21 protein-coding genes are annotated in these 25,272 nt (G+C 45.8%); 12 read left to right on the top strand and 9 right to left on the bottom strand.

The annotated features are described in order from the left end of the window. The first annotated feature begins 16 nt into the window (after positions 1-16). From AAAA73_RS11820 to AAAA73_RS11830, 3 genes are all read left to right on the top strand, one after another. Positions 17-742: a Stp1/IreP family PP2C-type Ser/Thr phosphatase gene (locus AAAA73_RS11820; RefSeq protein ID WP_340598521.1), complete on the top strand. Its 726-nt coding sequence runs from the start codon at positions 17-19 to the stop codon at positions 740-742. Between the two features lie 23 nt (positions 743-765). After that, positions 766-1,770, top strand: coding sequence for a M23 family metallopeptidase (locus tag AAAA73_RS11825; RefSeq protein WP_340598522.1), 1,005 nt, complete (start codon positions 766-768; stop codon positions 1,768-1,770). 62 nt (positions 1,771-1,832) lie between these two features. After that, complete coding sequence (locus AAAA73_RS11830) at positions 1,833-2,429, top strand: hypothetical protein (protein ID WP_340598523.1); 597 nt, start codon at positions 1,833-1,835, stop codon at positions 2,427-2,429. A 13-nt stretch (positions 2,430-2,442) separates the two neighbouring features. Here the strand turns inward: AAAA73_RS11830 and AAAA73_RS11835 are convergent, their stop codons facing one another. Further along, a complete protein-coding gene (locus AAAA73_RS11835; protein WP_340598524.1) occupies positions 2,443-4,674 on the bottom strand; it encodes a hypothetical protein in 2,232 nt (743 codons plus the stop codon). Positions 4,675-5,075: 401 nt separating this feature from the next. Here AAAA73_RS11835 and AAAA73_RS11840 point away from each other — a divergent pair, with 401 nt between their 5' ends. The 4 genes from AAAA73_RS11840 to AAAA73_RS11855 are packed head-to-tail and all read left to right on the top strand — an operon-like array spanning position 5,076 to position 8,107. Then, positions 5,076-5,570, top strand: a complete 495-nt coding sequence (locus tag AAAA73_RS11840; protein WP_340598525.1) for a hypothetical protein — start codon at positions 5,076-5,078, stop codon at positions 5,568-5,570. Positions 5,571-5,588: 18 nt separating this feature from the next. Beyond that, positions 5,589-6,770, top strand: a complete 1,182-nt coding sequence (locus AAAA73_RS11845) for an acetyl-CoA C-acetyltransferase (protein WP_340598526.1) — start codon at positions 5,589-5,591, stop codon at positions 6,768-6,770. A 12-nt stretch (positions 6,771-6,782) separates the two neighbouring features. After that, a complete protein-coding gene (locus AAAA73_RS11850) occupies positions 6,783-7,556 on the top strand; it encodes an SDR family NAD(P)-dependent oxidoreductase (protein ID WP_340598527.1) in 774 nt (257 codons plus the stop codon). Positions 7,557-7,564: 8 nt separating this feature from the next. Continuing rightward, on the top strand, positions 7,565-8,107 hold the full coding sequence (locus AAAA73_RS11855; protein ID WP_340598528.1) for an acyl-CoA thioesterase: 543 nt from the start codon (positions 7,565-7,567) through the stop codon (positions 8,105-8,107). Here AAAA73_RS11855 and AAAA73_RS11860 read toward each other — a convergent pair. Then, entirely contained in the window at positions 8,097-9,440 is a 1,344-nt protein-coding gene (locus AAAA73_RS11860) for an HD domain-containing protein (protein ID WP_340598529.1), read from the bottom strand. The genes AAAA73_RS11855 and AAAA73_RS11860 overlap by 11 nt on opposite strands. A gap of 335 nt (positions 9,441-9,775) precedes the next feature. Between AAAA73_RS11860 and AAAA73_RS11865 the strand changes: the two genes are divergently transcribed. From AAAA73_RS11865 to AAAA73_RS11880, 4 genes are all read left to right on the top strand, one after another. Continuing rightward, positions 9,776-10,621: a flagellin N-terminal helical domain-containing protein gene (locus AAAA73_RS11865; protein ID WP_340598530.1), complete on the top strand. Its 846-nt coding sequence runs from the start codon at positions 9,776-9,778 to the stop codon at positions 10,619-10,621. 570 nt (positions 10,622-11,191) lie between these two features. Continuing rightward, positions 11,192-12,025, top strand: a complete 834-nt coding sequence (locus AAAA73_RS11870; protein WP_340598531.1) for a flagellin N-terminal helical domain-containing protein — start codon at positions 11,192-11,194, stop codon at positions 12,023-12,025. A 155-nt stretch (positions 12,026-12,180) separates the two neighbouring features. Then, positions 12,181-13,329 (top strand): hypothetical protein, encoded by a 1,149-nt coding sequence (locus tag AAAA73_RS11875; RefSeq protein WP_340598532.1) that lies wholly within the window; start codon positions 12,181-12,183, stop codon positions 13,327-13,329. A 176-nt stretch (positions 13,330-13,505) separates the two neighbouring features. After that, positions 13,506-14,063 carry a hypothetical protein gene (locus AAAA73_RS11880; RefSeq protein ID WP_340598533.1) on the top strand — a complete coding sequence of 186 codons (558 nt, stop codon included), beginning with the start codon at positions 13,506-13,508 and terminating at the stop codon, positions 14,061-14,063. A 52-nt stretch (positions 14,064-14,115) separates the two neighbouring features. Here the strand turns inward: AAAA73_RS11880 and AAAA73_RS11885 are convergent, their stop codons facing one another. From AAAA73_RS11885 to AAAA73_RS11900, 4 genes are all read right to left on the bottom strand, one after another. Then, positions 14,116-14,889 carry a LysR family transcriptional regulator gene (locus AAAA73_RS11885; RefSeq protein WP_340598534.1) on the bottom strand — a complete coding sequence of 258 codons (774 nt, stop codon included), beginning with the start codon at positions 14,887-14,889 and terminating at the stop codon, positions 14,116-14,118. Between the two features lie 5 nt (positions 14,890-14,894). Further along, positions 14,895-16,391, bottom strand: a complete 1,497-nt coding sequence (locus AAAA73_RS11890; protein ID WP_340598535.1) for an ABC1 kinase family protein — start codon at positions 16,389-16,391, stop codon at positions 14,895-14,897. Positions 16,392-16,440: 49 nt separating this feature from the next. Then, positions 16,441-19,059, bottom strand: coding sequence for a ribonuclease R (gene rnr / locus AAAA73_RS11895; RefSeq protein WP_340598536.1), 2,619 nt, complete (start codon positions 19,057-19,059; stop codon positions 16,441-16,443). Between the two features lie 81 nt (positions 19,060-19,140). Then, positions 19,141-20,229, bottom strand: coding sequence for an outer membrane beta-barrel protein (locus AAAA73_RS11900; protein ID WP_340598537.1), 1,089 nt, complete (start codon positions 20,227-20,229; stop codon positions 19,141-19,143). 522 nt (positions 20,230-20,751) lie between these two features. Here AAAA73_RS11900 and AAAA73_RS11905 point away from each other — a divergent pair. Then, positions 20,752-21,852, top strand: a complete 1,101-nt coding sequence (locus AAAA73_RS11905) for a hypothetical protein (RefSeq protein WP_340598538.1) — start codon at positions 20,752-20,754, stop codon at positions 21,850-21,852. A gap of 79 nt (positions 21,853-21,931) precedes the next feature. Here the strand turns inward: AAAA73_RS11905 and AAAA73_RS11910 are convergent, their stop codons facing one another. From AAAA73_RS11910 to AAAA73_RS11920, 3 genes are all read right to left on the bottom strand, one after another. Further along, on the bottom strand, positions 21,932-22,339 hold the full coding sequence (locus tag AAAA73_RS11910; RefSeq protein WP_340598539.1) for a hypothetical protein: 408 nt from the start codon (positions 22,337-22,339) through the stop codon (positions 21,932-21,934). 185 nt (positions 22,340-22,524) lie between these two features. Then, positions 22,525-24,015: a methyl-accepting chemotaxis protein gene (locus AAAA73_RS11915; protein WP_340598540.1), complete on the bottom strand. Its 1,491-nt coding sequence runs from the start codon at positions 24,013-24,015 to the stop codon at positions 22,525-22,527. 181 nt (positions 24,016-24,196) lie between these two features. Beyond that, positions 24,197-25,270 carry a hypothetical protein gene (locus tag AAAA73_RS11920; protein WP_340598541.1) on the bottom strand — a complete coding sequence of 358 codons (1,074 nt, stop codon included), beginning with the start codon at positions 25,268-25,270 and terminating at the stop codon, positions 24,197-24,199. Positions 25,271-25,272 lie beyond the last annotated feature (2 nt).

Consider the following 25,272-nt stretch of genomic DNA (forward strand, 5'->3'; position numbering starts at 1 on the left):
TGAGAATGTAACTTCTATGAAATTTGACTGCTGGTATTTAACAGATAAAGGTCTTCGACGTGAATCAAATCAAGACTCATGCCTCGTCAACAAAGAGCTGGGACTCTTTGTTGTTGCCGATGGGATGGGAGGACATTCTGGTGGCGAAGTCGCTTCCAGTATGGCTGTTGAAACAGTTGAGGAAATCATGCTTCAACCTGGCGCTTCAAATAGATCGCCTCGCGAAATGATCCAGCTGGCTTACGAAGAATCATCCCGTCGAATTTTTGATAAAGCAGCCAACGAGCGTCCTGAATTGTCAGGCATGGGGACGACAATGGTGATGGCCTACTTGCGTGGTAATCATCTGTATGTTGGAAATGTCGGGGATTCCCGTTGTTACATGTATAAGAAGCCGCAACTTTGGCAAATCACCGAAGATCACTCTTTGATCAACGAACAACTGCGCGCCGGTGTGATGAGTGAAGAACAGGTTCGCCAGTTTGTGGGTCGCAACGTCATCACACGCAGCGTGGGTTATGAGCGCGAAACTTTTCCGGATATCATCGAGAGAGAAGTTGCTCCTGGTGAAATGTTTTTGCTGTGTTCCGACGGCCTTTCAGGTTTGGTGGAAGATCCAAAAATTTGCGATATTTTGAATAAGAATAAACCTGACAAAGTGGTTAAAGCCTGTGTAGAACAGGCATTGGCCAACGGTGGTGACGACAACGTCATTGTTATGTTGATACATTTTTACGAGTAATCGGTTAGTGGATTGGGGAATTTTTGGATAAAAAGAAAGTCACGCTATTTATAGTGAGCAACCAAACGGGCAAAACCCGTAAATTGGTGCTCTCTGCTGCTTGGCTAAAGGCTGTATCCTTTATTTCCGCTGTCGTAATTATTATTTTTGCGGCGGGCATGGTCGACTATTTCGGCTTGCTGTTGCAGGCCATGGAAAATAAGCGCCTTAAAGCTGAAAATGCTCAGCTTCAAAAACAATTCCAGGTTGTTGAAAGCAAAGTCAGTGCCCTTGAAAACTCCCTTGAGCGCGTAAAAACATTTACGACAAAACTTAAATTGATCACCAACGTTGATGCTGAAGATCGCATCACCAAGCTCACAATGGGACCAAAGCCTGCACCAAATCAACCGGTGGAGGAGTATGAACCAATGGAATCCCGTGATGACGGTGAAGCATTGACTCAACAGGATGCTACGTTTGCAAATCAAAAACCATTGAATGATCAAACTGGTGAACTGGCCAACGAAACGGCGGACAAGGATTACGCATCCCTTGTTATTCGTATCGAAAAAGCAGTGAAAGAAACTCAGCTGAAAGAGCAAAGTGTTATTGATCTTTGGGAAAGCTTGTCTGAGCGCCAAAGTTTGTTGAACGCCACTCCGAATATGAAGCCTGCCAAGGGATGGATTACCTCCCGCTTTGGTTACAGAACTTCGCCGTTCACCGGAAAGACCACGCTCCATGCAGGTCTTGATATCGCAGCAGCACCGGGATCTCCTATCTATGCTCCGGCAGACGGGGTCGTGATATTTGCAAGCTATGACGAAGGATACGGTAAACTGGTTAGTATCGATCATGGTTTTGGTGTGACAACTCGTTACGGTCATATGTCACAAATCTATGTTCAGGTTGGACAACGTGTCAGCAAATGGGATGTGATCGGAGCCGTAGGTAATACCGGCAGATCCACAGGTCCTCACTGTCACTATGAAGTTCGCATCAATGGAACACCTGTCGATCCAATCAACTACATCCTGGATGAATAACATCATTTAGAGTTTGGAATTTCCAAGAAAAGCCTTCTACAATTCTTTTGTAGGGGGTTTTTATGCGTCTGATTTCAACTGTGTTATTGCTTACCTCGTTTTCGTCGGTGGTTTGGGCGGCTTTACCTCCACAATTTTCTGAGTGTTTAAGCACCGACGGTAGTTCCGCATCAATCTACGACGTTAAAGAGATCGCCAAAGTTGCAAAGGTGAATTACTGCCAGAATCAACTGGGTCTAACCAACAAATTCGATACCTTGGATTTGTTGAAGACAGGCAACGTGAACGTCGGTATTTCAGTTGCCAAGACCACATATACTCGCGAAGACCTGATGGAGTTGGCAAAAGCAGGATCCTACGTTTTATATGTTGATGGCAATCGTATCGCGAAAGAGTACCTCACGGACCTGGCCAAGAACGGTGTGCAATTGGTGGTCATGAGCGCGACCGCTGGTTTGGCAAAGCAGGATCTGCTGGATTTCGCCAAAGTTCGTCCCTTTGTTTACAATATCAATTCCAATGTTGTTAAAGAAGACGTTAAAGAGCTGGTGGGGGCGGGAGTCACTGTGATTTTTCGTTCAAACGCATCGGGCTTGAGCCGCGAGCAGATTATTGAAATCGCCAAGGTGAACCCGGACTTGGTCACGCTTTCACCTTAGCTTTTGATTTTTATTACTGATAAACCGGGCAACGCAATTTTTTAAGTCTGTCCTGAACCAGAAGGGCCTGAGCTTCGAAGCTTTCAAGGTCCTTTTGAGTTTTATCAAGGATCGGCATTGTTCCGCGAATCATCAAATCACCTTTGCAGACGCGGATGATTTTACCATTCATGGAAGTATCAATCACACCTGAGATCATGTCACACATGATTTGTACCGTGGACAGGTGATCTCGGGCATCAATCGCGTAGAAGTAAGTTGTTCTAAGTTGTGAACAAATTGCTTCGCGTCTATCGGCATCGATGTGCTTGTTGGACGGAATCAAATTAGAAAGCGCATTCGCGGTCTTTCTGTCGTCACGATATCGAATGGCATCAAAAGCCATGTCTTTTTCAGTGACCTGACTGATGTGTTTTCTGATTTTCGAACCGGAATCAGTCACCACCATGGACATAAGTTGCAGATTCTTTATGCCTTTTTTGAAGTTCTCAATCGAGATATCGTAGACAGACATCGTGTGATCAATCCATGAAAGGACCGGTGGATTGTCGTTGTTGCGACCACCGAAAAGACCCGCTTTTAAGTCGGCCACGTCCTGGGAAAAGTTGGAACGATTGATAACGGAATCGTCTTTCGCGATTTCTTCCAAGGCACGTTTGACCCGGCGGTAAGTGGCGCCCTCTTCGTTGGCCTTTTCCTGCTCTGATTTATTCACAACAACGGATCCACCAGAGGAATCTCTTGGTCCCTCAGAGATGATTTGGTCAATTTCAGCAAGTGTCTTTTTAATGTTGTTAAACCATGAACGCGTGTTCTGTGCACAAATACGGATGTCGCTGGCGTTGCGCACGTTGGATTTTTCAATTTCGTTTTTGTAGTACTCAACCGTGTTGATACGGGCGTCAGCATTTACGGGCTGAATCTGACGAGTTGTATCCAGACTTAATGCGGCTTTCAAGTTCTGGAATACGGAATCCGGGAAAACAGACTTAGTCAGGTTAGGATTTTCCTCCTGGGATTTTTTAAGTTTTTCCTGGCTCTGCTTAATTTGACGGATTGCTGTTTGACCGAAGCTGCAGATGGCCATTTCATCATCATCAACTGATTCGCGACCGAAGCTGATTTCAAAGTTTCTGAAGTTCGTCATATCCAATACGTACTGTTTTTTAACCTTGTCATATTTGGTCTGAAGGTTGGAAGAGTACTCAGACATCGGAATTTTGTTGCTAAGACTTGCTTTGTACAGAGGAAACTCGTTCTGCAAAGACGTGTTGAATTCAGTGAAGTTTCTGTCTGCAGTTAATTGCAAGAAACGAACTTTCTTTACGATCTTGATGTACTGACAAGTATTCTGAAATACCGCAAGACGGTTGTCTTTTTTGGTCATATCGATCTGGTCTTTTTCGTACATCTGAGTCAGTGCAGTGATGCCTTTGGTTGCAACAGCGCCACCAATTACAAATGGTAGCGCCGGCGCCAGGGCTGGATTTACGGTAACCGCAAACAATGCCATTGGAGCCAAGCCATCAATCAACTGATTGAATGCCAAAAGTGCTTTACCACTTCCCATGGAGTCGCGACCGCAGCTGGAATTCAGGAAGGAGTTATTGGAAAGCATGTCACCAATGGACGTGGTTGCCGTCATGGTGTCGGTCATTGCGTTGGAGAGTTGTTGGTAGTCCACTTCAGCAACGGCTTTTGAGTTCATCATCTTTTGCAGCGTTCCCACGTTCTTGCGAATCGCTTCGGTATCTTTTTGCAGACGATCCGCAGAGCCGTCCGTCGTACATTGACCTTTGCTGCGAATCTCGTTGGTCATGTCAGTAAGAGCCTGGTTCAGAGCCGCGGTCGAGGTGTTTTCGAATAAGTTACAGCTAAATTCTGCCGGAACCTTCACCGCTCGCATGGAGTTTTTTGAGCCGCCACCATTGTTGTTGTTATTGTTGCCATTTCCGTTTTGGTTTTTATCTTTTTGAGAGTTGCCATTTTGATTGCCAATCGGATTTGGGATTTGAGGTCGATTGGTGCGGTTGCCGCCGCTTTGATTTCCGCCGCGTTGATCGCGATTACCAGTGGATGAATTGTTATTATTGGAGGTGTTGGTGTCAGTATCTTCACCAAATAGATCAATTGGAAATGTTGCTGGAGCTGCGTTCGCAAAAGCATGATGAGGCACTTGAGGAATCAGGAATCCCACAGAAAGAATGGCGCCAAGGGCACATCTTTTCACGTTCAATTTTGTCATAAACACATCTCCCATGCTCTTTGTCGAACAATTCAACGAATAACACTTTTCGCTGGTCAATTTCCGCGGCATTCCACCTGGTTTGCAATGGTAACCCATTGAAAACACTTGTGTGGAAGGCGCAGCCTGCCCGTAAAAATGTCAGACCAATCACGGGTTTGCAAAACTCGTCCCATGTTGAAACGAAACCAAAGGATGGTGTCATAATGACGACAACTGACGCGACAAAGGGCACCTTTTGCACCAACTAAGTAAGGTCTCCTTGTTATTTGCATCTGATCTCAAAAATAGAAGGACTTAATCGTCCAGGAGTGGAACGCTATTTGTATAGGAAAGTAGATATGGGTTATGTATGGTCGATCCTATTTTTCGTGTCCTCTTTGTTATGTGCTGGAAAGTGCATGGCGGGGGTTGAATTATCGACCACTAAAAAGCTGGTTATCCCGGTCGACACCGTTACTCCAAAAATCACTCAAGAAGACGTTAAGAAAGTTATCCCCACTGATAGATTGGGTTCCGAATCAACCTCATCAATGATGGGCCGTATTGCTGATAGAACTTTTAATCTATGGTTCAATTCTGATGTTGTTCAGGAAAGTTTATTGGGTCGAGTTGTTCAGGAAACTCAAGAAACTCTTAAGACTGACGTAGTGGTTCCGGCTTCCACCAAGCAGGGGACATCTCATAAGTTTTCATTTAGAGTTGAGGCATTTCAGGCCTTGGCAAAAATGGAGTACAAGGGCTGGTTGAATGCGGCCGTGAATTATCGTGCAGCTGCCTCTGAAACAGAGGTGCAGTTTCAGGAAAAAGTTTTTGAAAACAAAGACCTTATTCTCAGTCATAAGGGAACAAGGACCGATAGTCTGGCTATGATTGGTCTTGCTTGGCGGTGGTAATAAGTCTACGCTTATTCCATGGAAAAAATCGTATTTATCTCTGGAAAAAGAACTCCCTTTGGCGCCTTTGGCGGAACTCTTAAAGATGTATCAGGAACTGACCTTGGTGTCGTCGCTGCAAAAGCAACACTAGAGGCTGCAAAAGTATCTCCTGATGTAATTGATCACGTTGTTTTCGGCAACGTCATCCAATCAGCTCAAGATGCAATTTATCTTCCTCGCCACATCGGTTTGAAAGCCGGAGTGCCAATTGAAGTTGGTGCGTTGGGTGTGAATCGTTTGTGCGGAAGCGGCTTTCAATCTTGGGTGAATGCTGTGCAAATGATTCAAACTGGCGAAGCCACGGCTGTTCTTGCTGGTGGTGTTGAGCAGATGTCACAAATTCCTTACGTTGCCAGAAAAGTTCGCTTCGATGGTATGCGCATGGGGAACTTCGAACTTGAAGACATGATGAACTCAGCATTGACGGATTCATACTCTGGAACTCCGATGGCAATCACGGCTGAAAACTTGGCAGTGAAATACAACATCACTCGGGAAATGGCTGATAAGTATTCCATTCAATCACAAACTCGCTACAAAGCGGCGTTCGATAAAGGATACTTCGCGCAGGAAATCGCGCCGGTAACCATTGAAACTCGCAAGGGCACAGTTGTTGTGGATAAAGACGAACATCCAAAACCAGATTCCACTTTGGAAAAGCTGGCGACGATGAAACCGGTTTTCAAAAAAGATGGTATCGTCACGGCAGCTGGGGCTTCCGGTATCGTGGACGGTGCGGTTTGCTCGCTTTTGATGAGCGAATCCAAGGCCAAAGAGTTGGGTCTTAAGCCGATGGCTCGTATCGTAAGTTATGCCTCTGTGGGTTGTGAACCAAGCATCATGGGTATCGGTCCTGCGGGCGCGGCTCGCAAAGCGCTTGAAAAAGCAGGTCTTAAACTTGAACAAATGGATTTGGTGGAAGTGAACGAAGCTTTCGCCGCTCAATATCTGGCTGTTGAAAAAGAGCTGGGACTTGATCCGGCAAAAACCAATGTCAACGGTGGCGCGATCGCAGTAGGACATCCCTTGGGTGCCTCCGGCACTCGAATCATGAATCACTTGGTCTACGAACTTCACCGTCGTAACGCCAAATACGCGTTGGGCTCTGCCTGCATCGGCGGCGGCCAAGGTATCGCAATTATTATTGAACGTATCTAAGTTAGGACAGTCATGGATAACAGCCTGAATTTACATCAAAGAGTGGCCTTGATTGCAGGGCCAATGACCTCCACGCTTTCCAGTATTGTGATGAATCTGACTCGCATGGGTGCGGATTGCGTGATTTTGGATCCTGATAAAACTGTCGGGGCTCCGTTTATCAATCAGATTAACGACGCTCGCGAAATCAGCGACAAATACGGTCGCGCAATGACGATTCAAACTGAACTAAAAACTCCAGAGCAAATCAAGGATGCTGTTGGCAAAGCGGCAACGACGTTTGGTGGATTGGATATTTTCATCGATGCGAACATGATTCAAAAGCCAACGCCGATTCGCTTGGATGGTGGCATTGATTCTGTGGACGAGATGCTGGATCGTCATTTGAAATTGCCGTTGATGATCACTCAGGCGGTACTTGGCTATCTTAAAAGCCGCAAAAAAGGCCGTATCATATTCATGCTGAATGAGTCTCCGGTTGCCAAGATCAAAGAAGACGTGATGGCCAAAGCGGCGCGCACGGGATTGATCGGTTTTGCTGAAGCACTGGCAAAACAAACTTCGGAATTCAATGTGACGGTGAATACTTTGACCGTGGCACTGACCGAGGAATACATCCTGGCTCATGATCCTGAATCAAAATCCATCAAAGAAGCGATGGAGAAAATGAAACTGATCGATCCGGCAGTTAAGATCACTGAGGCCGACAAGATCGCGCAAACAGTGGCGTTCCTGGTAAGCCCGATGGGTGCCACGATGAATGGTCAGACCTTCTCGTTGTCATAAGGTTTTCAATGAACTTAATTTTCCGTTTGATTTACACGATGCTGATCTCGCGCTTTCGCAGCAAGGTCGGCGCTCTTGATGAGTGTAAAACTCCCTATCGTTGCTGGCCTACGGACTGTGATGTTTTGGGTCATATCAATAATGGTGTTTATTTTTCGATGCAGGATCTGGCGCGAATTGATTATATGATTCGCATGGGTGCCGCACCCAAGTTTTCAGCCAACGGCTGGTATCCAGTGGTTGTAGCCGAGCGCATGCGTTTTAAAAAATCCATCAAGCCTTTTCAAAAGTTTCAAATCTCCACCAGACTTGCCCATTGGGATGATAAGTACACTTATATCGAGCACAAGTTTTTGGTTAAAGGTGAGCCTGTCGCTTGGGGAATGATTCGTGCGCGATTCTTAAAAAAATCCGGCGGCCTGGTTTCCACTGAAGAACTATTGGGAGCGCTAGGTATTCCGCTGCAAAAACCTGAAATGCCAGCGCACCTAAAAGCCTGGGCCGAAGCAGAGGACCGCCATATCGAAGCAGTCCTGCCAGTTAGATCTTAATATTTCGCAATACCTTATCGGCCTTTTCGAATTCCTCAGGGGCTACATAAATGCGGTCAATGATACGAGTGCCTTCGTAGCGGCGGAAGATTTCGGTCGATTGATTGATCGGAGTCGGGTGGCTCCAAGGATCCAATTGGTCGACGACGAAGATTTGCGAAGCGCGCTCTTCCGGAGAAGCCGTGTGGTATTTGGATAGACGTGCGTGGGAACTCGCCCAGATAACTTCCAGGCCTTCTTTTTCCAAAGCTTTCTTAACCAGCTCAGGACGATCGGATTCAGTTGTATTATGCTGCTCCAACAAAACCTTGAACGGACGACGTTGCGCGATTCTTTGAGCCCATGGATTGTTCGCAGAGCGCAAGTGTTCGTGCAGACGGTAGTCATTGTACAGGGTGTACTCGTCAATATTGCCGGGCAATTGGAATGTGCAATCAGGGGAAGTCAGATAACGATTCAGCATCTCTTCATAGATGATGCTCTTATGATGTCCGTAAACCATCAAATGCATGTGGTGGCGAGAAATCAAAAAGTCATCGAATGAATACAAGGCGCGGCGATTGATGGCTAGGTAAAGTTTATCTTCCACACGGTGGAAGGTCATGTTCTGAATCAGCCAGTGCGAGTCGATCTTGCCGTAGTTGGTGCCACAGAAATAAGAGTCACGCTCCAGATAGTCCATGCGATCGGCATCAAGTTCACTCGAAACCAATTGAGACAGAATCGGACGGAAGTCGACACCGTTATCGATAAAGAAATCATCAGGGCAGTGCAGGGCCTTATCAATCAGGCAGGCAATGTAAATCGGCGCGATATCAGGAAAGTTTTTTTCAATCGTGCTGGAGATATTGGAATCAGTAACATACTTAATCGTATAGTCCTCGTGATTCGCACGGCGATTCTTATACATCACTGTGTGCGCAGTATCTGCGTACTTAAGCTCTTCATCATAGAGTTTGATTTTAAGTTCAGAAAGTTGAGGCATCACAGTTTCAGTTGTGTGAGAAAGCGGACCGTGGCCCACATCGTGTAGCAAAGCTGCCAAGCGAACAGTCTGGCGGAAGCGTGCTTTCACCGTAGGTTTTGAAAAAGGATAAATGCGGAAGATGGAATCAAAAACTCTTCCCACCAAATGCGCGACACCCACAGAGTGCAGATAGCGATTGTGAGTCGCGCCAGGAAAACTCATCTCAGAGAATCCTAATTGTTTGATGGCGCGAAGGCGTTGGTATTCAGCAGTATCCAAGATAGCGACTTCAGGCTCTGCATAATAAATAGAACCGTGAATAGGATCCCGAATCTCCACAAAAACCTCCGCGAATAGTGCAGACATATATATGTGGGCTAAAAAAGGGGGTGTCAATCAACCCAAATCGCCTTGTTTTTGGGGTCCGGTGTCGACACTAGCTGTAGCCATGAGACGTTTTTGCGGTTCTAGATATAGGTCCGGGGTTACATTGATATGTAGTAATTTCAACAAGTTACGCCGCGTCGAAGTTGGTTCAGTCCTGTTCTTTAGGCCAGAAATGCATTTTTTTGAGACGTATCACTTTAGGAATTTTGAGACACACCGATCAGTAAGGGGAGAAATGAACTACCCAACGGCACCAGTAAGGGGCCTCGAGTTTCAAGGATCGAAACTCGGTAAATCTTCAAGGAGGAGGAATTATGGGTTTGAGAATTAACACGAACACAGCTTCGTTGAATGCACAGAGAGTTCTGTGGGGCACGAAGATCGGTCTTGATAAGAGCATGGAAAAGCTTGCTTCAGGATTCCGAATCAATAGAGCAGGCGACGATGCCGCCGGTCTAGCGATCTCTGAGAATTTAAAAGCTCAGGTTCGCGGTCTTAAACAAGCATCACGAAATGCTCAAGACGGTATCTCTCTAGTCCAAGTGGCAGAGGGTTCGATGAATGAGATCTCTGGGATCTTGATTCGTCTAAGAGAACTGTCTGTACAAGCAGCTTCTGACACGGTCGGACCGACTGAGCGTCAGTTCCTGAATGTGGAGTATGATCAATTGGTATCTGAGATCGATCGTATCGCAGAAGGTACAGAGTTCAACGGAACTCAACTTTTGGCGGGTGTCGGTTCCATCTTGGACTTCCAAGTAGGTACTAGAAATAATCCTGAAATCGACCGTATCTCTTTCGATGCTTCCAAAGCTGACGCAAACTCTGCGGCACTTGGTGTAAACTTGACGTCAGTAGCTGATAAAGCTTCTGCGCAAAATGCACTGGCAGCAATCGATACAGCAATCGTCAGCGTATCCGCGATGAGAGCAGACTTCGGTGCGATCCAAAATCGTCTACAATCAACTGTTTCGAATATCCAAGTTTCAGTTGAGAATATGTCAGCCGCTAACTCTCGTATCAGAGATGTGGATGTAGCTGAAGAGACATCTGAAATGACTAGAAATAATATCTTGTTGCAAGCAGGTACTAGCGTACTGGCACAAGCGAACCAACAAGCTAATACAGCACTTGGACTCTTGAACAAATCTTTCTCATAAGTTTGACGAGCTCTGACAGCAATGTCGGAGCCTGGACTCAGACCTAAGAAAAGATTCCGGTTCCCGATCTTATCTTCAATGATCAGATCACCCTCAAGAGAATCACCACTGCGGTGGTGGTTCCGAGTGTATACAAGCCCGAAGCTCTATTTATGAGCTGATAATTGATCTCTGTTTCCTGCGACGTGGCCCCACAGAAATGTGGGGTACCACATTTCTCGAGAATTGAAATTCGAGAATGGAAAATGGATTTGGTGCGGGGAGTTTTAACTCCTGGATTTTTTGATGACGGAGCAATCTGCTGCCGTGATTTTTAGCGACTTTCTTGTCGTGTCTTTTACGTTCTCTCGTGTGCTTTGCACACTCGTTTTTTGAAAAAATAGTTTTAAAAGAAAATAAAAAAATCGGAAGAAACTGGACTCGAGATGTTTCATTAGTTTTCCGATAAGTTAAGCGTCAGCTTCTATCGCAAGCAGACAATTTATTAATTTAACAGACGCACGGATCGCGTCTTATGCCAATGGATGGCACTACTTCACGGAGGAAGAAACATGATACACGGAGGATAGAATGGGATTAAGAATTGGTACAAACGTGTCAGCATTGAATGCACAAAAAAACCTCTACATGACACGAATTAACGCAGATAAATCAATGGCGAGATTGGCATCCGGTCAAAGGATCAATCAAGCTGCTGACGATGCCGCGGGACTTGCGATTTCAGAAAATTTAAAAGGCCAAATTCGTGGTCTGCGCCAGGCGAACAGAAATGCCAACGATGGTATCTCTCTAGTACAGGTGGCAGAAGGTAGCTTGAATGAAGTTTCTAACATGCTTATCCGCTTGAGAGAGTTGGGTGTGCAGGCAGCTTCTGACACTATCGGTGAAACAGAAAGAAAGTTCCTGGATGTTGAGTATCAACAATTGAAGTCCGAGATTCAGCGTGTAACTGAGTCGACGAAATTCAACGGATACGAACTTCTGAACGGAACAGGCGGAATGATCGATATTCAAGTTGGTGTTAACAATGATCCATTCCAGGATCGTATTAGCTTCAACGCCGGTGCGGCGAACTCCTCACTGGACTCCTTGGGTTTGACGGCAGAGTCTGTTGGCACCAAAGAGGGCGCTCAAACGAGCTTGAGCTTGATCGATAACGCTTTGACTTCGGTGAATGCGATTCGTGCGAACTTCGGTGCGCTACAAAATCGTCTGGTATCAACATCCAATAACTTGTTGATCGCAGATGAAAACTTGTCAGCAGCGAACTCGCGAATCAGAGACACTGACGTCGCGGCAGAGACCTCTGAAATGACAAGAAATAACATCTTGTTGCAAGCAGGTGTGTCTGTACTAGGCCAAGCCAATCAGTCCCAGAATCTGGCACTGAAGCTTTTGGGCTAATAACGCAAAGATTAAGAATGCGAAGCGTTCAACCCCCGGTGGTTAATTCCATTCGGGGGTTTGTTTTTTATTTCAATTGATTTTCAAGTCGCTGGAATCAGCCAATTCAGTGAATTTGTGGTTGCCTCACGTCCCCAAAACTGAAATATCGAGCCATGAACAAAATTGCGATCTTTTTGCTTAGCTGCCTGACTTCTTTTTCAGCCTTTGCGACCTGGGATTTGAACGATGTTTCCTACCTGTTTCCATTGCCGCGCAAGGTAGGGCAGGATCAATTGCTTAACATTAAATCCGTGGGTGTCGGGGGGGCAATCCTTCCGGTTCGCTTCATGGATACGATTCCGCCACTTTCTCCGGTAATGACTCCTGATCAAACCAACGATGCCTTGCGAGTGATCGCGATGCGTATCGATCCATGTTTTCCACTGCCAACTCCGATGAGCTGCCAACGTCAACTGCGTTTGGTGTGGCAACCTTTGGAAGAGGGACGCTTCAAGGCGCAAACTGTGGATGCTGCTTTGCACTCCTTCTACGTTTTGACCGATGAAGAATTTATTGCGCTTCTAAATGACCTGCAGAATTGGAAATACAAGTATCAGGTAAATACCACGGGCTTGCCTTTGCAAGTTCATCCGGTCTGGGCGCATACACAGGATAATGCTCCATCAATTGCTGATATGAATGCTATCATTCTGAAATATGCCGGATTCAAAAATTTAAGCAGAGTGACTGCGATGGTGTTGCGTGGTGCAGGGGACATGTGGGCATTCGGTGGCTTCGATGTTAAGAACGGCAAGCTGCAAATGTTCCGAATTCAACGCACCGATCGCATGGCACAGGCATTTATTAATCGTGCTGTTCCTGCAGATCACTTCGATCAGGGTATGATTTCGCCGGCACCAGCGGGCGACGATTCCATGAATAAGATCGTGGTTAACTCCGCAAACCTTCAGACAGGGAATGAAGAACTTATCCGTAAAGAAGTCTTGGCGGCATATCGCATAGAAAACCCCAAGAACTTTCATGCTGAAAATATGGACTGTGTGAGTTGCCACGTGGCTCAGCCTGCACGTGAGTGGGCTTTGCGTAAGCGTTCCGATATCAACTATACAGACCTATTTCAGGCAGCCGCTTATCAAAATGCCAAATACAATATGCAAAACGTCACTCCGATCCTGGCGCACACTCAAAACATCAGGGCTTTCGGATACTTTATTGAAAACGTGGCAATCAGCCAGCGTGTGATTAATGAGTCTGCGGAAGTGGCAGACGTCATTAATAAATTTGTGTCTGCTCAACGGTAACTATCAGTTTTATTTTATTCTACATGGACAGGCGGCAGAAATGCCGCCTTTTTCATGTCTTTCATCCTCATCGAGTTCATCGACTTGCGTCCTCGTCCTATCTAGTTCCGAATAAGAGTTACCAAAAAAGTAACTTCCAATTACGGAACATCCAACTAAGGAAAAAGGAGAGATTCATGAAGAAGCTGCTCGTTATTATGGCTGTGGGCTTGGCCGGCGTTTGGGCGAATGCGGAAACGACAGAAATGACACCAATGAATGGTGACATGTCTATGCAAGGCAATCGCACATGGGTGTGCGGTATGCATTTTAAAGGAACTTCAAAAGGTTTCAAAGTTATCGCAGGTAAGTTTAAAACAACTGCGTATGGTACTTTGAAATGCACAAGTTTCAAGGGCACTAAATGGAGCCGTCCTGTGAAAATCACTATGGGCGCGAAATGCTTCGGACCACAAGTGGGCCTTGGCTGGTTGAAATTCAAAGGCATCGGTACAGAGATCAGCTTGTTCAATGCAGATCCAGACGTAATCCTGGGTAAATATCTTGCTGTAAATGGTGATGCTGCGGTGATCATCGGTGCGGGTACATTCCGTGCAGTGAAAGTCGGCTGGCCACAATTGGCTATGAATATGGCTATCAAATTGGATAAAGGCTTCGGTGCGACCGTAGGTCTTGATCACCTTTACATCTCCGAAAACGGTGGTGAAGTGATCGAACCTCCAACTCCGAACTAAGAGTTTGAGATAATAGAAATAAAAAGAGGATCTGAAAACAGATCCTCTTTTTTTATTCCGAGATGGCTTCGGTGATATTTTCCCAAAGAACAGGATTCAGCAGCTCCGAACCAATCATCAGGACAGGTTCAGCATCTTTGGCTTTACCCCGTTTGGCTTCCGTTGGCAGATGGCCGGTTCCCCCATTGTCATTCAACCAGGAGCGACGCACGGACAGGGAATTTGATACGAAAATATGACCAAAACGCTCCAGCTCTTTTTTGTTGGCGCGACCGTACTCGAAGCTGGATAGAACCGCATAGGAATCATTTGATTCAATCAACTCCAGTTTTTGGAAGCCCAATTCGTTGAGGTATTTGAACTTCTGGCGTCCCGGTGACTTGGAGGTGAAAATTACATCCAGATTTCCGGATAGAAAGTTGGCCTCCAATTCGTTGAGATCAAAAATATCCAGAGTGATCTTTTTAACTCCCACTTGTTCAAAACACTGGCGGCAGGTATTCATGGCAAAATCAGAAAGGCCTTCCAAGGTGCCAATATGAAGTTCACCAACCATTTGGTTGTTGCTGATCCCTTGCATTTCGGTTTCAAGTCTGCGGATGGATTTCTCAAAGATCTCTGACAGTTGAAAGGCCACAGCTGTCCAGCCGGATTTGCGTTTCGCAGAACGGTCCAACAGGACGATCTTCAGTTCATCTTCGATTTTGGCGATGATGCGTGAAAGCTGGGGCTGGCTTAGGCCCACGTGCAAAGCAGCAGCTGAAAGATTTTTAAAGTTTACTGCTTTGGCCAGAATACTCATTTCATAATAAATTTGCTGCATCATTATACCTAGGGCTTCTTAATGTAGTTAATAAAAGCGACGAAACTGGTTCCTATCGCAAGCCCAAAACCGATGAAGCTCATTGTGGGGATACCCGCAATGTGGTTCTCAGTCGGGTGCACAGAGATATAAGCTGAGCTTAAGATAAGCGAAGAAATAATCACTCCCAGGAAAAGCAGGTTGAATGAAGACTCGACGGACTTTTTCAGGTCAGTCAATTCAGCCACTTTCAATCTGAAGGAATGATCAGGACTGTTGATTTTGCGGAAGTAAAAGTTCAGTTGTCTTGGCAGGGCGTTCAGGAAGCTGCGCGACTCGCGGGCTATCTGAGACATTTCATCCATGACTCGTGCCGGGCCCAATTGGGTTTTTGCCAGCTCGCCAGCAAAAGATAACGAATATTGAAGAAAGTCGAAATCTTTATGCAACTTTCTGCCGATGCCTTCAATCGATACGATGGATTTGAAAAACAACATAAGCTCGACCGGAACATTGATGTGGTGTCGGGCCGCTATTCCGGATGATCTAAGTAGCAATTTACCCAGGTTTACATTCTTAAGTGTCAGGCCGTAATAAGGCGCAATCAGTTCGCGCAATTCCTTGGCAAACAGATCCACGTTCACGCGGTCCGAGAATGGCGCAAGGTCCACGTACTCGAATGCCAGGCGTTCATAGTCTTCAGTGGATAGAGCCAATAGCATATTGGCGATCGCAGTCTGAGTGCGTTTGTTAAGGCGTCCGACCACACCAAAATCAATCAGGCCAATGTTGTTATCATTTAGAATAAAGAAGTTTCCGGCGTGCAGATCTCCGTGGAACAAGCCATCGGTGAAGACCATGCGCAGATAGGCCTGTAAAGCACGCTTAATCACTTCGTGGGAATCCACGCCTTCCCGAATTGTGCTTTCAGCACTTAAAGGCATTCCTGGAAGGGCTTCCATGATCAAAACGCGTTCCGTGGACAGATCCAGATACACCTTGGGGATTTTGATCGTGGAATCGTTCTTAAAGTTTTCCTGAAAGCGGCGAATGTTGTTGGCTTCGACGATAAAGTCCGTCTCTAGTTCCAGGGTTTTAAAATACTCTTGAACAATGGCCTGAGGATTGAAGGGACGACTTTCAGGAACATAGGTTTCCAGCAGTTCTGACAAAAGATACAGGACATTCAAGTCATCATTGATGGTTTGGATGATACCAGGGCGTTGAACCTTGATGACAACATCCTCGCCGGTGACCAGGCGGGCACGGTGGACCTGGGCAATGCTGGCGGATCCCAGAGGCTCAGGATTAATGCTCGCAAAGATACGATAAAGAGACTCACCGAATTCGTCCTTAAGAACTCCTTCGACGATTTCAAAGCTTATGGGTTGAACCCGGTCATGCAGTTTTTCAAATTCGTTGGTATATGGTTCGGGAACCAGATCAGGACGAGTGGCAAGGAGTTGGCCCAACTTTACGAATGTGGGCCCCAGTTCTTCAAAGCTCATCCGCATTCGCTCAGGCATAGAGTAAGACTCTATGTCTGAGGATGCATTCAGACGCTCAATGACGAACTTACCTAGTTTTACCTTTTCCGCGACCTTGTGAAACCCGTGTCTTGCGAACACCCCCACGATCGTTCGAAGTCTCGCCGCGTTTTTTAGCGTCTTTCCGATTTGGCTTCCGGTCTTTAAGGCTGTCACTGTTCTTCTCCGAGTATTCGTCATTGTCGCGAATTTTGCTTTGCTCTGCAAATTGCAGTTTTTTGCTTAGCTTGGGTTTATCTTCGGAATCCTGCCCTTGAGTTTTGCGGAATTCTGAAGGCCCCAGGATCATACGCAGCAAGTTTTCGTCAGGTCCTTTGCTGCGTTCTTCTCCTTCTGGTCGGAATTGGAAAGCCTTTTGGGCTTTCTGTACTTTTTCTTCCTGACCTTTTTGTTCAGAACGTTTATCGCCAAAGAATCTGGATTTTTGATTTGGATTTCGTTCTTCACGTTGTGCAGGTTTGGGGCCTCGCTCTTCATGACGACGACTTTTTTGGTCTTTACGTCCTTGGCGATCCTCTTTAAGGCTGTAGGACTTCTCATTGGGGCTGGAGCGACGATCGTTCGAACGGCGATCATTGCCGCGACGACGTTCCTCGCCCTGCCACTCTTTAGGCTCTTCTTTTTTGCGCAGACGATTCAAATACTTTTCAGCGGAGCGGGCTGCTGGGGATTTCTTGTCACCCGTTTCGTCATCGATGTCTTCGTCCATTTCGTCATTGATTTCCATGCCGGCTTTAACGAAATTGATCTGACCTAATTCAGGATCTGCTGCTGCAACCTGAATTCTGATGCTGTCACCGATATTAAAAGACATGCCAGAGCGTCTTGCTGTCAGGCGAAGATTCTCTTCGTCGAATTCCCATTTATCGTGGCCCAAATCGTCCAAGCGAACCAAGCCATCAATATCGTACTCACGCAAAAGAACGAAGATACCGAATTTTGCAACAGAGCTGATCATGCCATCAAATTCCTGACCCAGGAATTTCTCCATGAAGCGGGCTTTCTTGATGGATTGAACCTGGCGTTCCGCTTTGGTTGAGCGTTGCTCGGCAGCTGAAAGAATTGTCCCGGCACTTGCCAAATCATCTTCACTTATCAGGCGGTATTGATTGGATTTCACCACTTGAGTCTTTAGAAGGCGGTGAATGATCAAATCCGGATAACGACGAATTGGAGATGTGAAGTGGGCATAGTATTCAAAGCCCAAACCAAAGTGTCCTACATTGTTCGGACTATATTTTGCCTGACTCATTGATCTTAGAGTCAGGATATTTAGAATCTGTGCTTCTGGACGATTCTCAAACTCTTCCAAGGCTTTGGTTAAACGCTTTTGCAGTTTTCCCTGGCCCAGTTTGGTTTTTCCACCAAAGGTCGCCATGTACTTCTCTAAAGTGCGGATCGCCATTTCATTCGGTGGTTCATGGATACGATAAAGAGCAGGAACAGTTTTACCGTGCAGGAATTTTGCCACGGCCACGTTTGCCGCCAACATCATTTCTTCGATAAGTCTGTGGGCGAAAAGGCGTTCAGATCTTTGGATATCGATGGGCACACCGGCGCCGTCAATCACAAGTTCCGTCTCTGGAATTTCCAGATCCAAGGAACCTTCTTTAAAGCGTTTTGCCATAAGAATTTTTGCGAGGTCAGCCAAGCGCAGAATTCCATCTTTTACGTGATCGAACTTTTCTGCACCATTGCCGTCGATAACTTCCTGGGCTTCGCCATACGTTACGCGGGCTTTTGATTCCATGACAGCTTCATAGAAATCAGAGCGAGTCATCTCTCCGGTAAAGTCGAACTGCATTTCGGCCACCATACACAAGCGTGGCACATGAGGATTTAAGGAGCACAGTCCATTACTAAGAACTTCCGGAAGCATTGGAACAACGAAATTAGGGAAGTAAACAGAAGTTCCACGCTCGTAAGCATCACGGTCAATCGGGGAGCCGACTTGAACGTAGTGACTGACGTCCGCGATAGCGACATAAAGAAGGAATCCCTCTGGGTTGGTCTCCACATAGACGGCGTCATCGAAATCCTTCGCGGTGGCTCCGTCGATTGTGATCAGAGACATCTCACGAAGGTCTTTGCGGCCTTTGTAGTCTTTCTCGTCAGGGACTTCTTTGTAGTGCTTGGCCTGTTCAAGGGTTTCTGCGGAAAAATCCTGGGGGATTCCCGAGGACAGGATAACGCGTTTAATGTCAGTCAAAGGATCCAAAGCGTTGCCGATGACAGAAGTAACTTTTCCTGTGAACGACTTTCCATCCTCTGGGTAACTGATGACTTCTGCGGCGACAAGTTCCTTGTCCTTCGCATTCATTGAATCTTCGATTTTGATTTTTAAATCCTGGCCCCAGCCTTTGCCCTCATCGCGCAAAATTCCCAATCGGTCATTCAGGCGATAGAATCTGCCGACAAAGGTTTTTGTGCCACGTTGAACGACGCGAATGACTTCTCCACGAAAGCGTTCGCCACCTTTTTCTGGATAGACTTCGACCGTGACTTTGTCATTGGTCATTACGCCTTCCATGGAATTACGAGGGATGTAGACGTCAGGATGTTCTTTGTCTTCTGGGATGAAGAATCCGAAGCCATCTGGATGTCTTTTAATTGTGCCGGTGAGGATTTTCTTTTTTTGCGTGCTCAAGGTTGCTTCCTTTTACTAGGAACATGTTAGCACACTTGATCACGATGTAAAAAAAAAGGGACCCGAAGGTCCCTTTTTGACTTAGAAGCTTGCAAGCGCTCCCAAAGTTAACATGTGGGCGTATTTTGTGGGATTATTGTCAGAATCTTTGAAGGCCTGCTCATCCGCTTCATCTGCACGGAATTCAACGTAGGCATTGAAGTTTTCACTTAAACCGATTTTGTCTGAAAGAGTCAGGGAATTCACCTTGTCAGCGCCATTGTAAACACCAGCCAAGCCACCTTCGGACATATGCATTGCTCCACGGATCATTTCATAACGAGCGGACAATGTATTATTCCAAAGTTTATAGCTGATGAGGCCAATCGTTGAGTCACTCCAGCCACTCGTACCCAAGTCTGTGGAATATGTTTTTGAGTCGTAGGTTACAGCCGCCAAAAGATTTTCAGTGATTCTGTAAGAAGCCCAAACATTGGAAGCCGCATTTTGAACACGGTCATTGGCTGCAGTACCAGCGTCTTTACCGAAGTAGTAAGCCGCGAACCATTGAAGGTCACCCATAGTTCCATTCGCAGATAATTCAGTGGTCTTTGTCGGCGTATAGTCATCGCCATACATATTATAGTTGGACTGATTGTAAGTGCTTAGGGTTGCCGTTAATAGATCGTTTACGATGTACTTTGCGCGCAAACCTTCGCCATAACCCGGTGTGATTCCTTGGAATCCAATGGAGTATCCATAAAAGATATTTTCGGATCTTAAGACTGATTCATATCCCATAGTGGTCATGAAGCGACCGGCCCCAATATAAAGATTAGGGAGAGGTTTGTAGTAGATCTCCACTTGATCCAAGATGCCGAAATTGTTTTTGCTGGAAGAGCCTGGAGCTGATTCGTAGCTGATTGGATTGAAAACCAAACGAGCCAGCACGGAAAGCTTGTCTGTTTCCTTTTTTGCCAGAATTTGCGTGGTGTTCAGTCTATATGTACCGTCTTGAGCAGCCCCGGAAAACGGAACTTCTGTGCCACCGGCCACCGTTGGATTACCGCCGGTTGAATTGTATGTGTAGTCAAAAGCAATCTCACCGTTCACCGTAATTCCACCAATATCCGCTGCAAATACAGAAGAAGAGGTGAGAAGTGTTAAAGCCGCTATTTTGATAATACGCACTGTTGTCTCCTTGAAAATTGAATCCTTTATATTGGATTTGTTTACTTGTGGTTTGTCATTTACGGGCTTCATCCTAGGACTATGGTCTAGGTGTGTAATGTAAAATGAAAGTCAAACTCGACCATGATCCAGTCAGATGACAGTAAATTCGCTGTTGCGTCAATTAATGTGATTATGAGCGCAAAATCGCGTCGCATTTTTTGTGGATAACCTCAATTTCAGAGGGGAGTTGAGGAAAATATCAGGATCAATTTGTCTGCACAAAATTCGCTGCTGTCGCGGTTTTCATCGGCGAGTGGATGGATTTTTACTTCGTCTTTATATAAAGGAAACATAAAAATATTTGCGCGGATTTTTTCGCGAGGTCTAGCTAAGCAATTGCTCCACTTTTTAGTTCGCGGGATGTTTCCCGGCATTTTTGTTGTTGATCTTGCCGAAGGTCCTAATTAGCCTTTTTGTATAAAGATAAAACTTTTAAACGAATTGAAAGTTCATTTTGCAACGAAACGAAAGGATGCATCTATGAAAAAATTTTTGATGATCGCAGCTACTCTTGCAGCTAGCTCCGCATTCGCAGGCGTAAAATTGGAAGTACGTTCCGATTACGTTAACACAGCAGACTACTCAGCGGCAGATGGCGCTAACGTAGCGGGTAAATCTCTATTTACACCAAACGTAGCACGTCTTTACTTGAACGGTAACGTAGGTGAGGCAGTTGTTGAATCTGCTTGGAACCTTCGTGCATTCTCACCAGTTCTAGTTGGTGCAGACCTTTACAAAGTTATGACTGTAGATCAATTCGTTGATCATCTTTGGGCTGGTAAAGCTATGGGTCAATTCATGTTCAAAGCTGGTAAGCTTGAAGTGAACACTGGTGGTTTTGAGCGTCAAAAAAACCTTCACGGTGATACTTACCTAGTTTCTTTGGCTAACAACGGTGCTGGCGGTAACGTTTCTGCAGCTACTGCAGACGCAGCTTTGATCGCTAACCCAGAGAACTCTTCTGGTATCTCTGCTGCATACAGCATCGCTGAAAACCATAAATTGGAAGCGCAAGTAACTAACCAAACAAATTCAGTAACTGTTGATGGTGGTGTTGCTTCTACAGACAAACGCCACAACATGGGCTTGAACTACCTTGGTTCTTTCATGGATAAAATGTTGGTTCTTAACCTGAACTACACTTCTGGCGCTGGCGATGTTACTGGTACTGGTCACGCTCAAGAATTCATGGCTGCTTCACTTCGTGTTGCTCCAATGGCTGACTTGACGATCGATCTTGAGTACTTCGGTAACAAAGACAAAGCGACTACTGCAACTACAACTGCTGAAAACAAAACGAACTCTACTATCATTGAAGCTCGTTACAACATGAACGGTTGGGTTCCAGTTCTTAAGTACGAAATGTCTGAAAACAAAGCTGATGGCGCTGCTTCTAATAACAGCTTCAAACGCGATGCTTTCGCAGTTGCTCTTGAGTACGTACCTAAAGCTGACGAAGCTTTCCGTTACCACGTAGCATACTCTTCTTCAAAAGATAAAGACTACGGTGTTGCTACTGGCGACTCTAAAAAAGACATGATCGTAGTTGGTTTCAAATACACTGGCGACATGGCTAAGTAATTTGATTCTCACAAGCTGAGATCATAAAAAAAGCCCAGGGCTACCTGGGCTTTTTTGCGTTTACAGATCGGAAAAAGATCTATTTAGCAGATTGAATGCTGACTTCAAGGATGCGAGAAACCTCATCAGCGAACTTTTTATCGAACTTCTTGGTCAAAACAGCCAAGTCCGCTTCTGCAGCAAAGATAGCCTGACCACGGCTGACGATCTCTTTACCCACGCGAACTTCGTCAAGCTCAGAACCGTGTTCTTTAAGAGTAGTGATTTGATCACGAATTTTATCCAACGCTTTAACGCGAAGCATATCTTCTTCTGCGGCTTCGGTTTTACCGAAAGCAATTTCATTCATAGTGTCTTCAAAAGCCATGTTTTCCTCAGCAGCGGACCATTTTCCTTCGGCCATTTCCAAATCGGCAGAGGTTGCCATCGCTTTCACGGAACCCAAAACCATAACGATAGCCATCACAAGCATTACTCTCTTTTTCATAAATTCTCCCTTTAGGCGTATAAACCCACTGTTATAGTTGCTAGAGCCGTGCCTATACGGGAAGAAATACGGTGAATTTGAAGCGGCAGAGAATAGACAGGAGCCATTTTCTGGCTCCTGATAGAGTGGACTTGTCTCATTTTGAGATTAAGTTAAGTGCTTATTTTAAATGATAAATCTTGTGACTAGCTCACTTGACGTAGGCTTTCAGAGTGTCGAGTTCTGATGGTCAAGCTGCTCTCTGATTTAGTGGAACTGCCTTTGATTGCAGTAACGAGAGTCTGAATCACGTGAGCCAATGACTCCGCCTGAGCAGCCAGTTCTTCGGATGAAGCAGCAGCTTCTTCTGAGGAGGCTGCATTGATCTGAGTTGTTTGATCCAATTGATTCAAAGCCTTGGAGATTTGCGTAACCCCATTGGATTGTTCTGTACTTGCAGAGGCAATTTCCTGATTTATTTCGGAAACTTTTTTAACCGCAATCAGGATTTCAGCAAGAACATCGGCACTTCGGTCAGCCTGAGTATTACTCTGGCTGATGCGATCCACACTTGAGCGAATCAGGTCGCCGATATCTTTGGCGGCAGTTGCGCTTCGTTGTGATAAGGCGCGAACGGCTTCAGCAACCACAGCAAAACCTTTACCTTGTTCTCCCGCTCTTGCCGCCTCTACAGCTGCGTTTAGGGCCAGCAGGTTGGTTTGAAAGGCAATATCGTCAATGACGTTGATGATCTCAGACATTTTCTTCGAATCGGCTGCGATTCGAGTCATGGAATCAGATAGAGACTTCATCTCTGCTTCACCACGTCTAGCCAGGTCGCTGGTGTCTCCGGAAAATTTGGCAGCAGAATCCGCGTTGACTGAGTTTTGCTTGATCATAGAGGAAAGCTCTTCGATTGTGGCAACAGACTCCTCAAGGGAGGCAGCCTGCTCCGTTGTTGATTGGGAAAGTTCTGTGGCGGCAGTTGCAATCTGTCCTGATGCACCTGACACCTCCTTAGAGGCAGTGGAGAGGCTGTCTATAACCGCATTGATGGATCTACTCAGGCCCGCCAAGATCAAGCCACCAACTATACTTCCCAGAAGAATGGCACTGAGGCTGACCAAAATCATAACCAAGCGTGCCTCTTTATAGCTTTCCTCCATTTTTTCAACTTCGTGTTGCATCTGGCCTTCGTTGCGATCCACAGTGGAATCAATTATTTTTTCCCCGGAATGGCGTAGAGCTTTATTTTCAGTAACACTGATTTTTTCGGCATGATCCGCGTTGCCCGCTTGAACGTGATTGCGGATTGATTGGATGTTCGTCCACCAAGTTTCATAGATCTGTTTGAATTTACCCAGCTCCTCCTGCCCAGCGGGTGTGGAGATAGCATGAAGCTGATCCATGGCTTCCTCCATCTGGTCATGACGCTGTTTCATCAATGTGTCTACTGTAGAGCGGCCGTGATCGTCGTTGGACAGGATGTAGTTCTTTTCGTTGATCAATTGAATATAGAAAAGTGAGCGGATGTCCTTGACCATTGATACACGAGCGCTTTTTTCGCGCACAAGAATCTCAATAACATCATTCATCTTTTGCAGGTTGATTAGACCGATTGTAGCGATTGCTATGGATGAACCTGCCAACAGGGACATCACCAGGATCATCTTAAAATTCAAGCTTCTATTTTTCACCGAAACCTCATCAATTTTGTGTTTATTCGGTTTCAAGAGCAAAAACTTTATTAAGACGTGGAAATAATGCGGTTGGATTTCATCAAGATTTCTTGATGTCGAAGGGTCTATTTTGGTGTGAAATGCTGATTAATAAATGTGAAACGAAAAGGCCACGATTTCCGTGGCCTTCGAGGTGTTCCTATTTTTTTTCAGTTTTGCTGTCCGCTGGAATTGCGTAGTAGTCCGGCATCACGAAGTCCGGTGTGAATGGATACTTATAAGACTTATATGCCCCAATCTTAGGTCTGCCTGCTTTGGCGTAAGCATCATCCCATAAGTTCGCAAGCAACAGGGCTCCGCGGGCCATATCGGTGACGACAACGGGTTTCATTTTTTTGAAGGCAACACTTGCAGGTTTTCTTTCCGCACGAGTTTTGATTTCCATTCCGTGTTCTTTTTTAAGAACAGAAGGTTTTGTTACCGGATCCATCTTAAGAATTTTTGGAATCTCTGTATTTGAAATGATTGATAGAGCTTTCATCTTGTCGACGACCGTTGCTGGCTTCAAGAACGAAGGGTTCTTCATGGCACGAGCTTCTTTCAGGACCAACCAGTCAAGATCGCCATCGAATTCACCAACAACCGCATCTTCATAGTACGCGTGAATTCCACCATGTCCTGCCGCCCAGCCATCATAGTCAGCTGTCGTATGGAAAGGCTGGGAGATGTCGCCCACAAAGTGGCCCATCAATCCCATATCCACAATCATTTGGTATGCCAGCTTGTTGTAAGGAAGATTTTCGTCCTGCTCTTCTTTGAAGTTTGCTGGAGGTTTTGCCGCCGCAAAGTCTTTGTTTAAAGCAGCGATGCGATTTACGAACTGATCCGCTCTCCACCATGCAGAACCGAATTCCGTTGGAATGTCCTTGATGGTTGTGCCGTCATTTTTGAATTTGTTTTCTTTCCCGGTGTATTCAGTAATAATTTTTTTATAGTCTGAAGGGATGTCAGCCACTTTAAGACCGATGACTTCGATATCGATAAAGTGTGCGGGATTTCCATGCTTGTTGGCTTCGCCACCCAGGCTCTTCCAATAAAAGTCAGGAATGTTGCACAGATGACCCATCATTTGCGGTTTGTTGCGAAGATATTCTTTCAATCCTTCGTCTTTAACCAAGAAGACAGCAGCACGGCAGATAGCATCGTGGCCGCGGCCTCCCCAGGCAAATGCTGTGGATGATAACAAGAGCAATGGCAGGACAAGCTTCAACATGA

This window comes from Bdellovibrio sp. GT3 (assembly GCF_037996765.1).
GTDB lineage: Bacteria > Bdellovibrionota > Bdellovibrionia > Bdellovibrionales > Bdellovibrionaceae > Bdellovibrio.

What these genes read in the sequence shown, in the direction of transcription:
- AAAA73_RS11840 (WP_340598525.1), top strand. Translation starts at nt 5,076, where the DNA reads ATGGCGGGGGTTGAATTATCGACCACTAAAAAGCTGGTTATCCCGGTC.
- AAAA73_RS11910 (WP_340598539.1), bottom strand. Translation starts at nt 22,339, where the DNA reads ATGAAAAAGAGAGTAATGCTTGTGATGGCTATCGTTATGGTTTTGGGT.
- AAAA73_RS11885 (WP_340598534.1), bottom strand. Translation starts at nt 14,889, where the DNA reads ATGATGCAGCAAATTTATTATGAAATGAGTATTCTGGCCAAAGCAGTA.
- AAAA73_RS11835 (WP_340598524.1), bottom strand. Translation starts at nt 4,674, where the DNA reads ATGACAAAATTGAACGTGAAAAGATGTGCCCTTGGCGCCATTCTTTCT.
- AAAA73_RS11905 (WP_340598538.1), top strand. Translation starts at nt 20,752, where the DNA reads ATGAAAAAATTTTTGATGATCGCAGCTACTCTTGCAGCTAGCTCCGCA.
- AAAA73_RS11820 (WP_340598521.1), top strand. Translation starts at nt 17, where the DNA reads ATGAAATTTGACTGCTGGTATTTAACAGATAAAGGTCTTCGACGTGAA.
- AAAA73_RS11850 (WP_340598527.1), top strand. Translation starts at nt 6,783, where the DNA reads ATGGATAACAGCCTGAATTTACATCAAAGAGTGGCCTTGATTGCAGGG.
- AAAA73_RS11855 (WP_340598528.1), top strand. Translation starts at nt 7,565, where the DNA reads ATGAACTTAATTTTCCGTTTGATTTACACGATGCTGATCTCGCGCTTT.
- AAAA73_RS11920 (WP_340598541.1), bottom strand. Translation starts at nt 25,270, where the DNA reads ATGTTGAAGCTTGTCCTGCCATTGCTCTTGTTATCATCCACAGCATTT.
- AAAA73_RS11860 (WP_340598529.1), bottom strand. Translation starts at nt 9,440, where the DNA reads ATGTCTGCACTATTCGCGGAGGTTTTTGTGGAGATTCGGGATCCTATT.
- AAAA73_RS11880 (WP_340598533.1), top strand. Translation starts at nt 13,506, where the DNA reads ATGAAGAAGCTGCTCGTTATTATGGCTGTGGGCTTGGCCGGCGTTTGG.
- AAAA73_RS11830 (WP_340598523.1), top strand. Translation starts at nt 1,833, where the DNA reads ATGCGTCTGATTTCAACTGTGTTATTGCTTACCTCGTTTTCGTCGGTG.
- AAAA73_RS11890 (WP_340598535.1), bottom strand. Translation starts at nt 16,391, where the DNA reads ATGCCTGAGCGAATGCGGATGAGCTTTGAAGAACTGGGGCCCACATTC.
- AAAA73_RS11845 (WP_340598526.1), top strand. Translation starts at nt 5,589, where the DNA reads ATGGAAAAAATCGTATTTATCTCTGGAAAAAGAACTCCCTTTGGCGCC.
- AAAA73_RS11865 (WP_340598530.1), top strand. Translation starts at nt 9,776, where the DNA reads ATGGGTTTGAGAATTAACACGAACACAGCTTCGTTGAATGCACAGAGA.
- AAAA73_RS11875 (WP_340598532.1), top strand. Translation starts at nt 12,181, where the DNA reads ATGAACAAAATTGCGATCTTTTTGCTTAGCTGCCTGACTTCTTTTTCA.
- AAAA73_RS11870 (WP_340598531.1), top strand. Translation starts at nt 11,192, where the DNA reads ATGGGATTAAGAATTGGTACAAACGTGTCAGCATTGAATGCACAAAAA.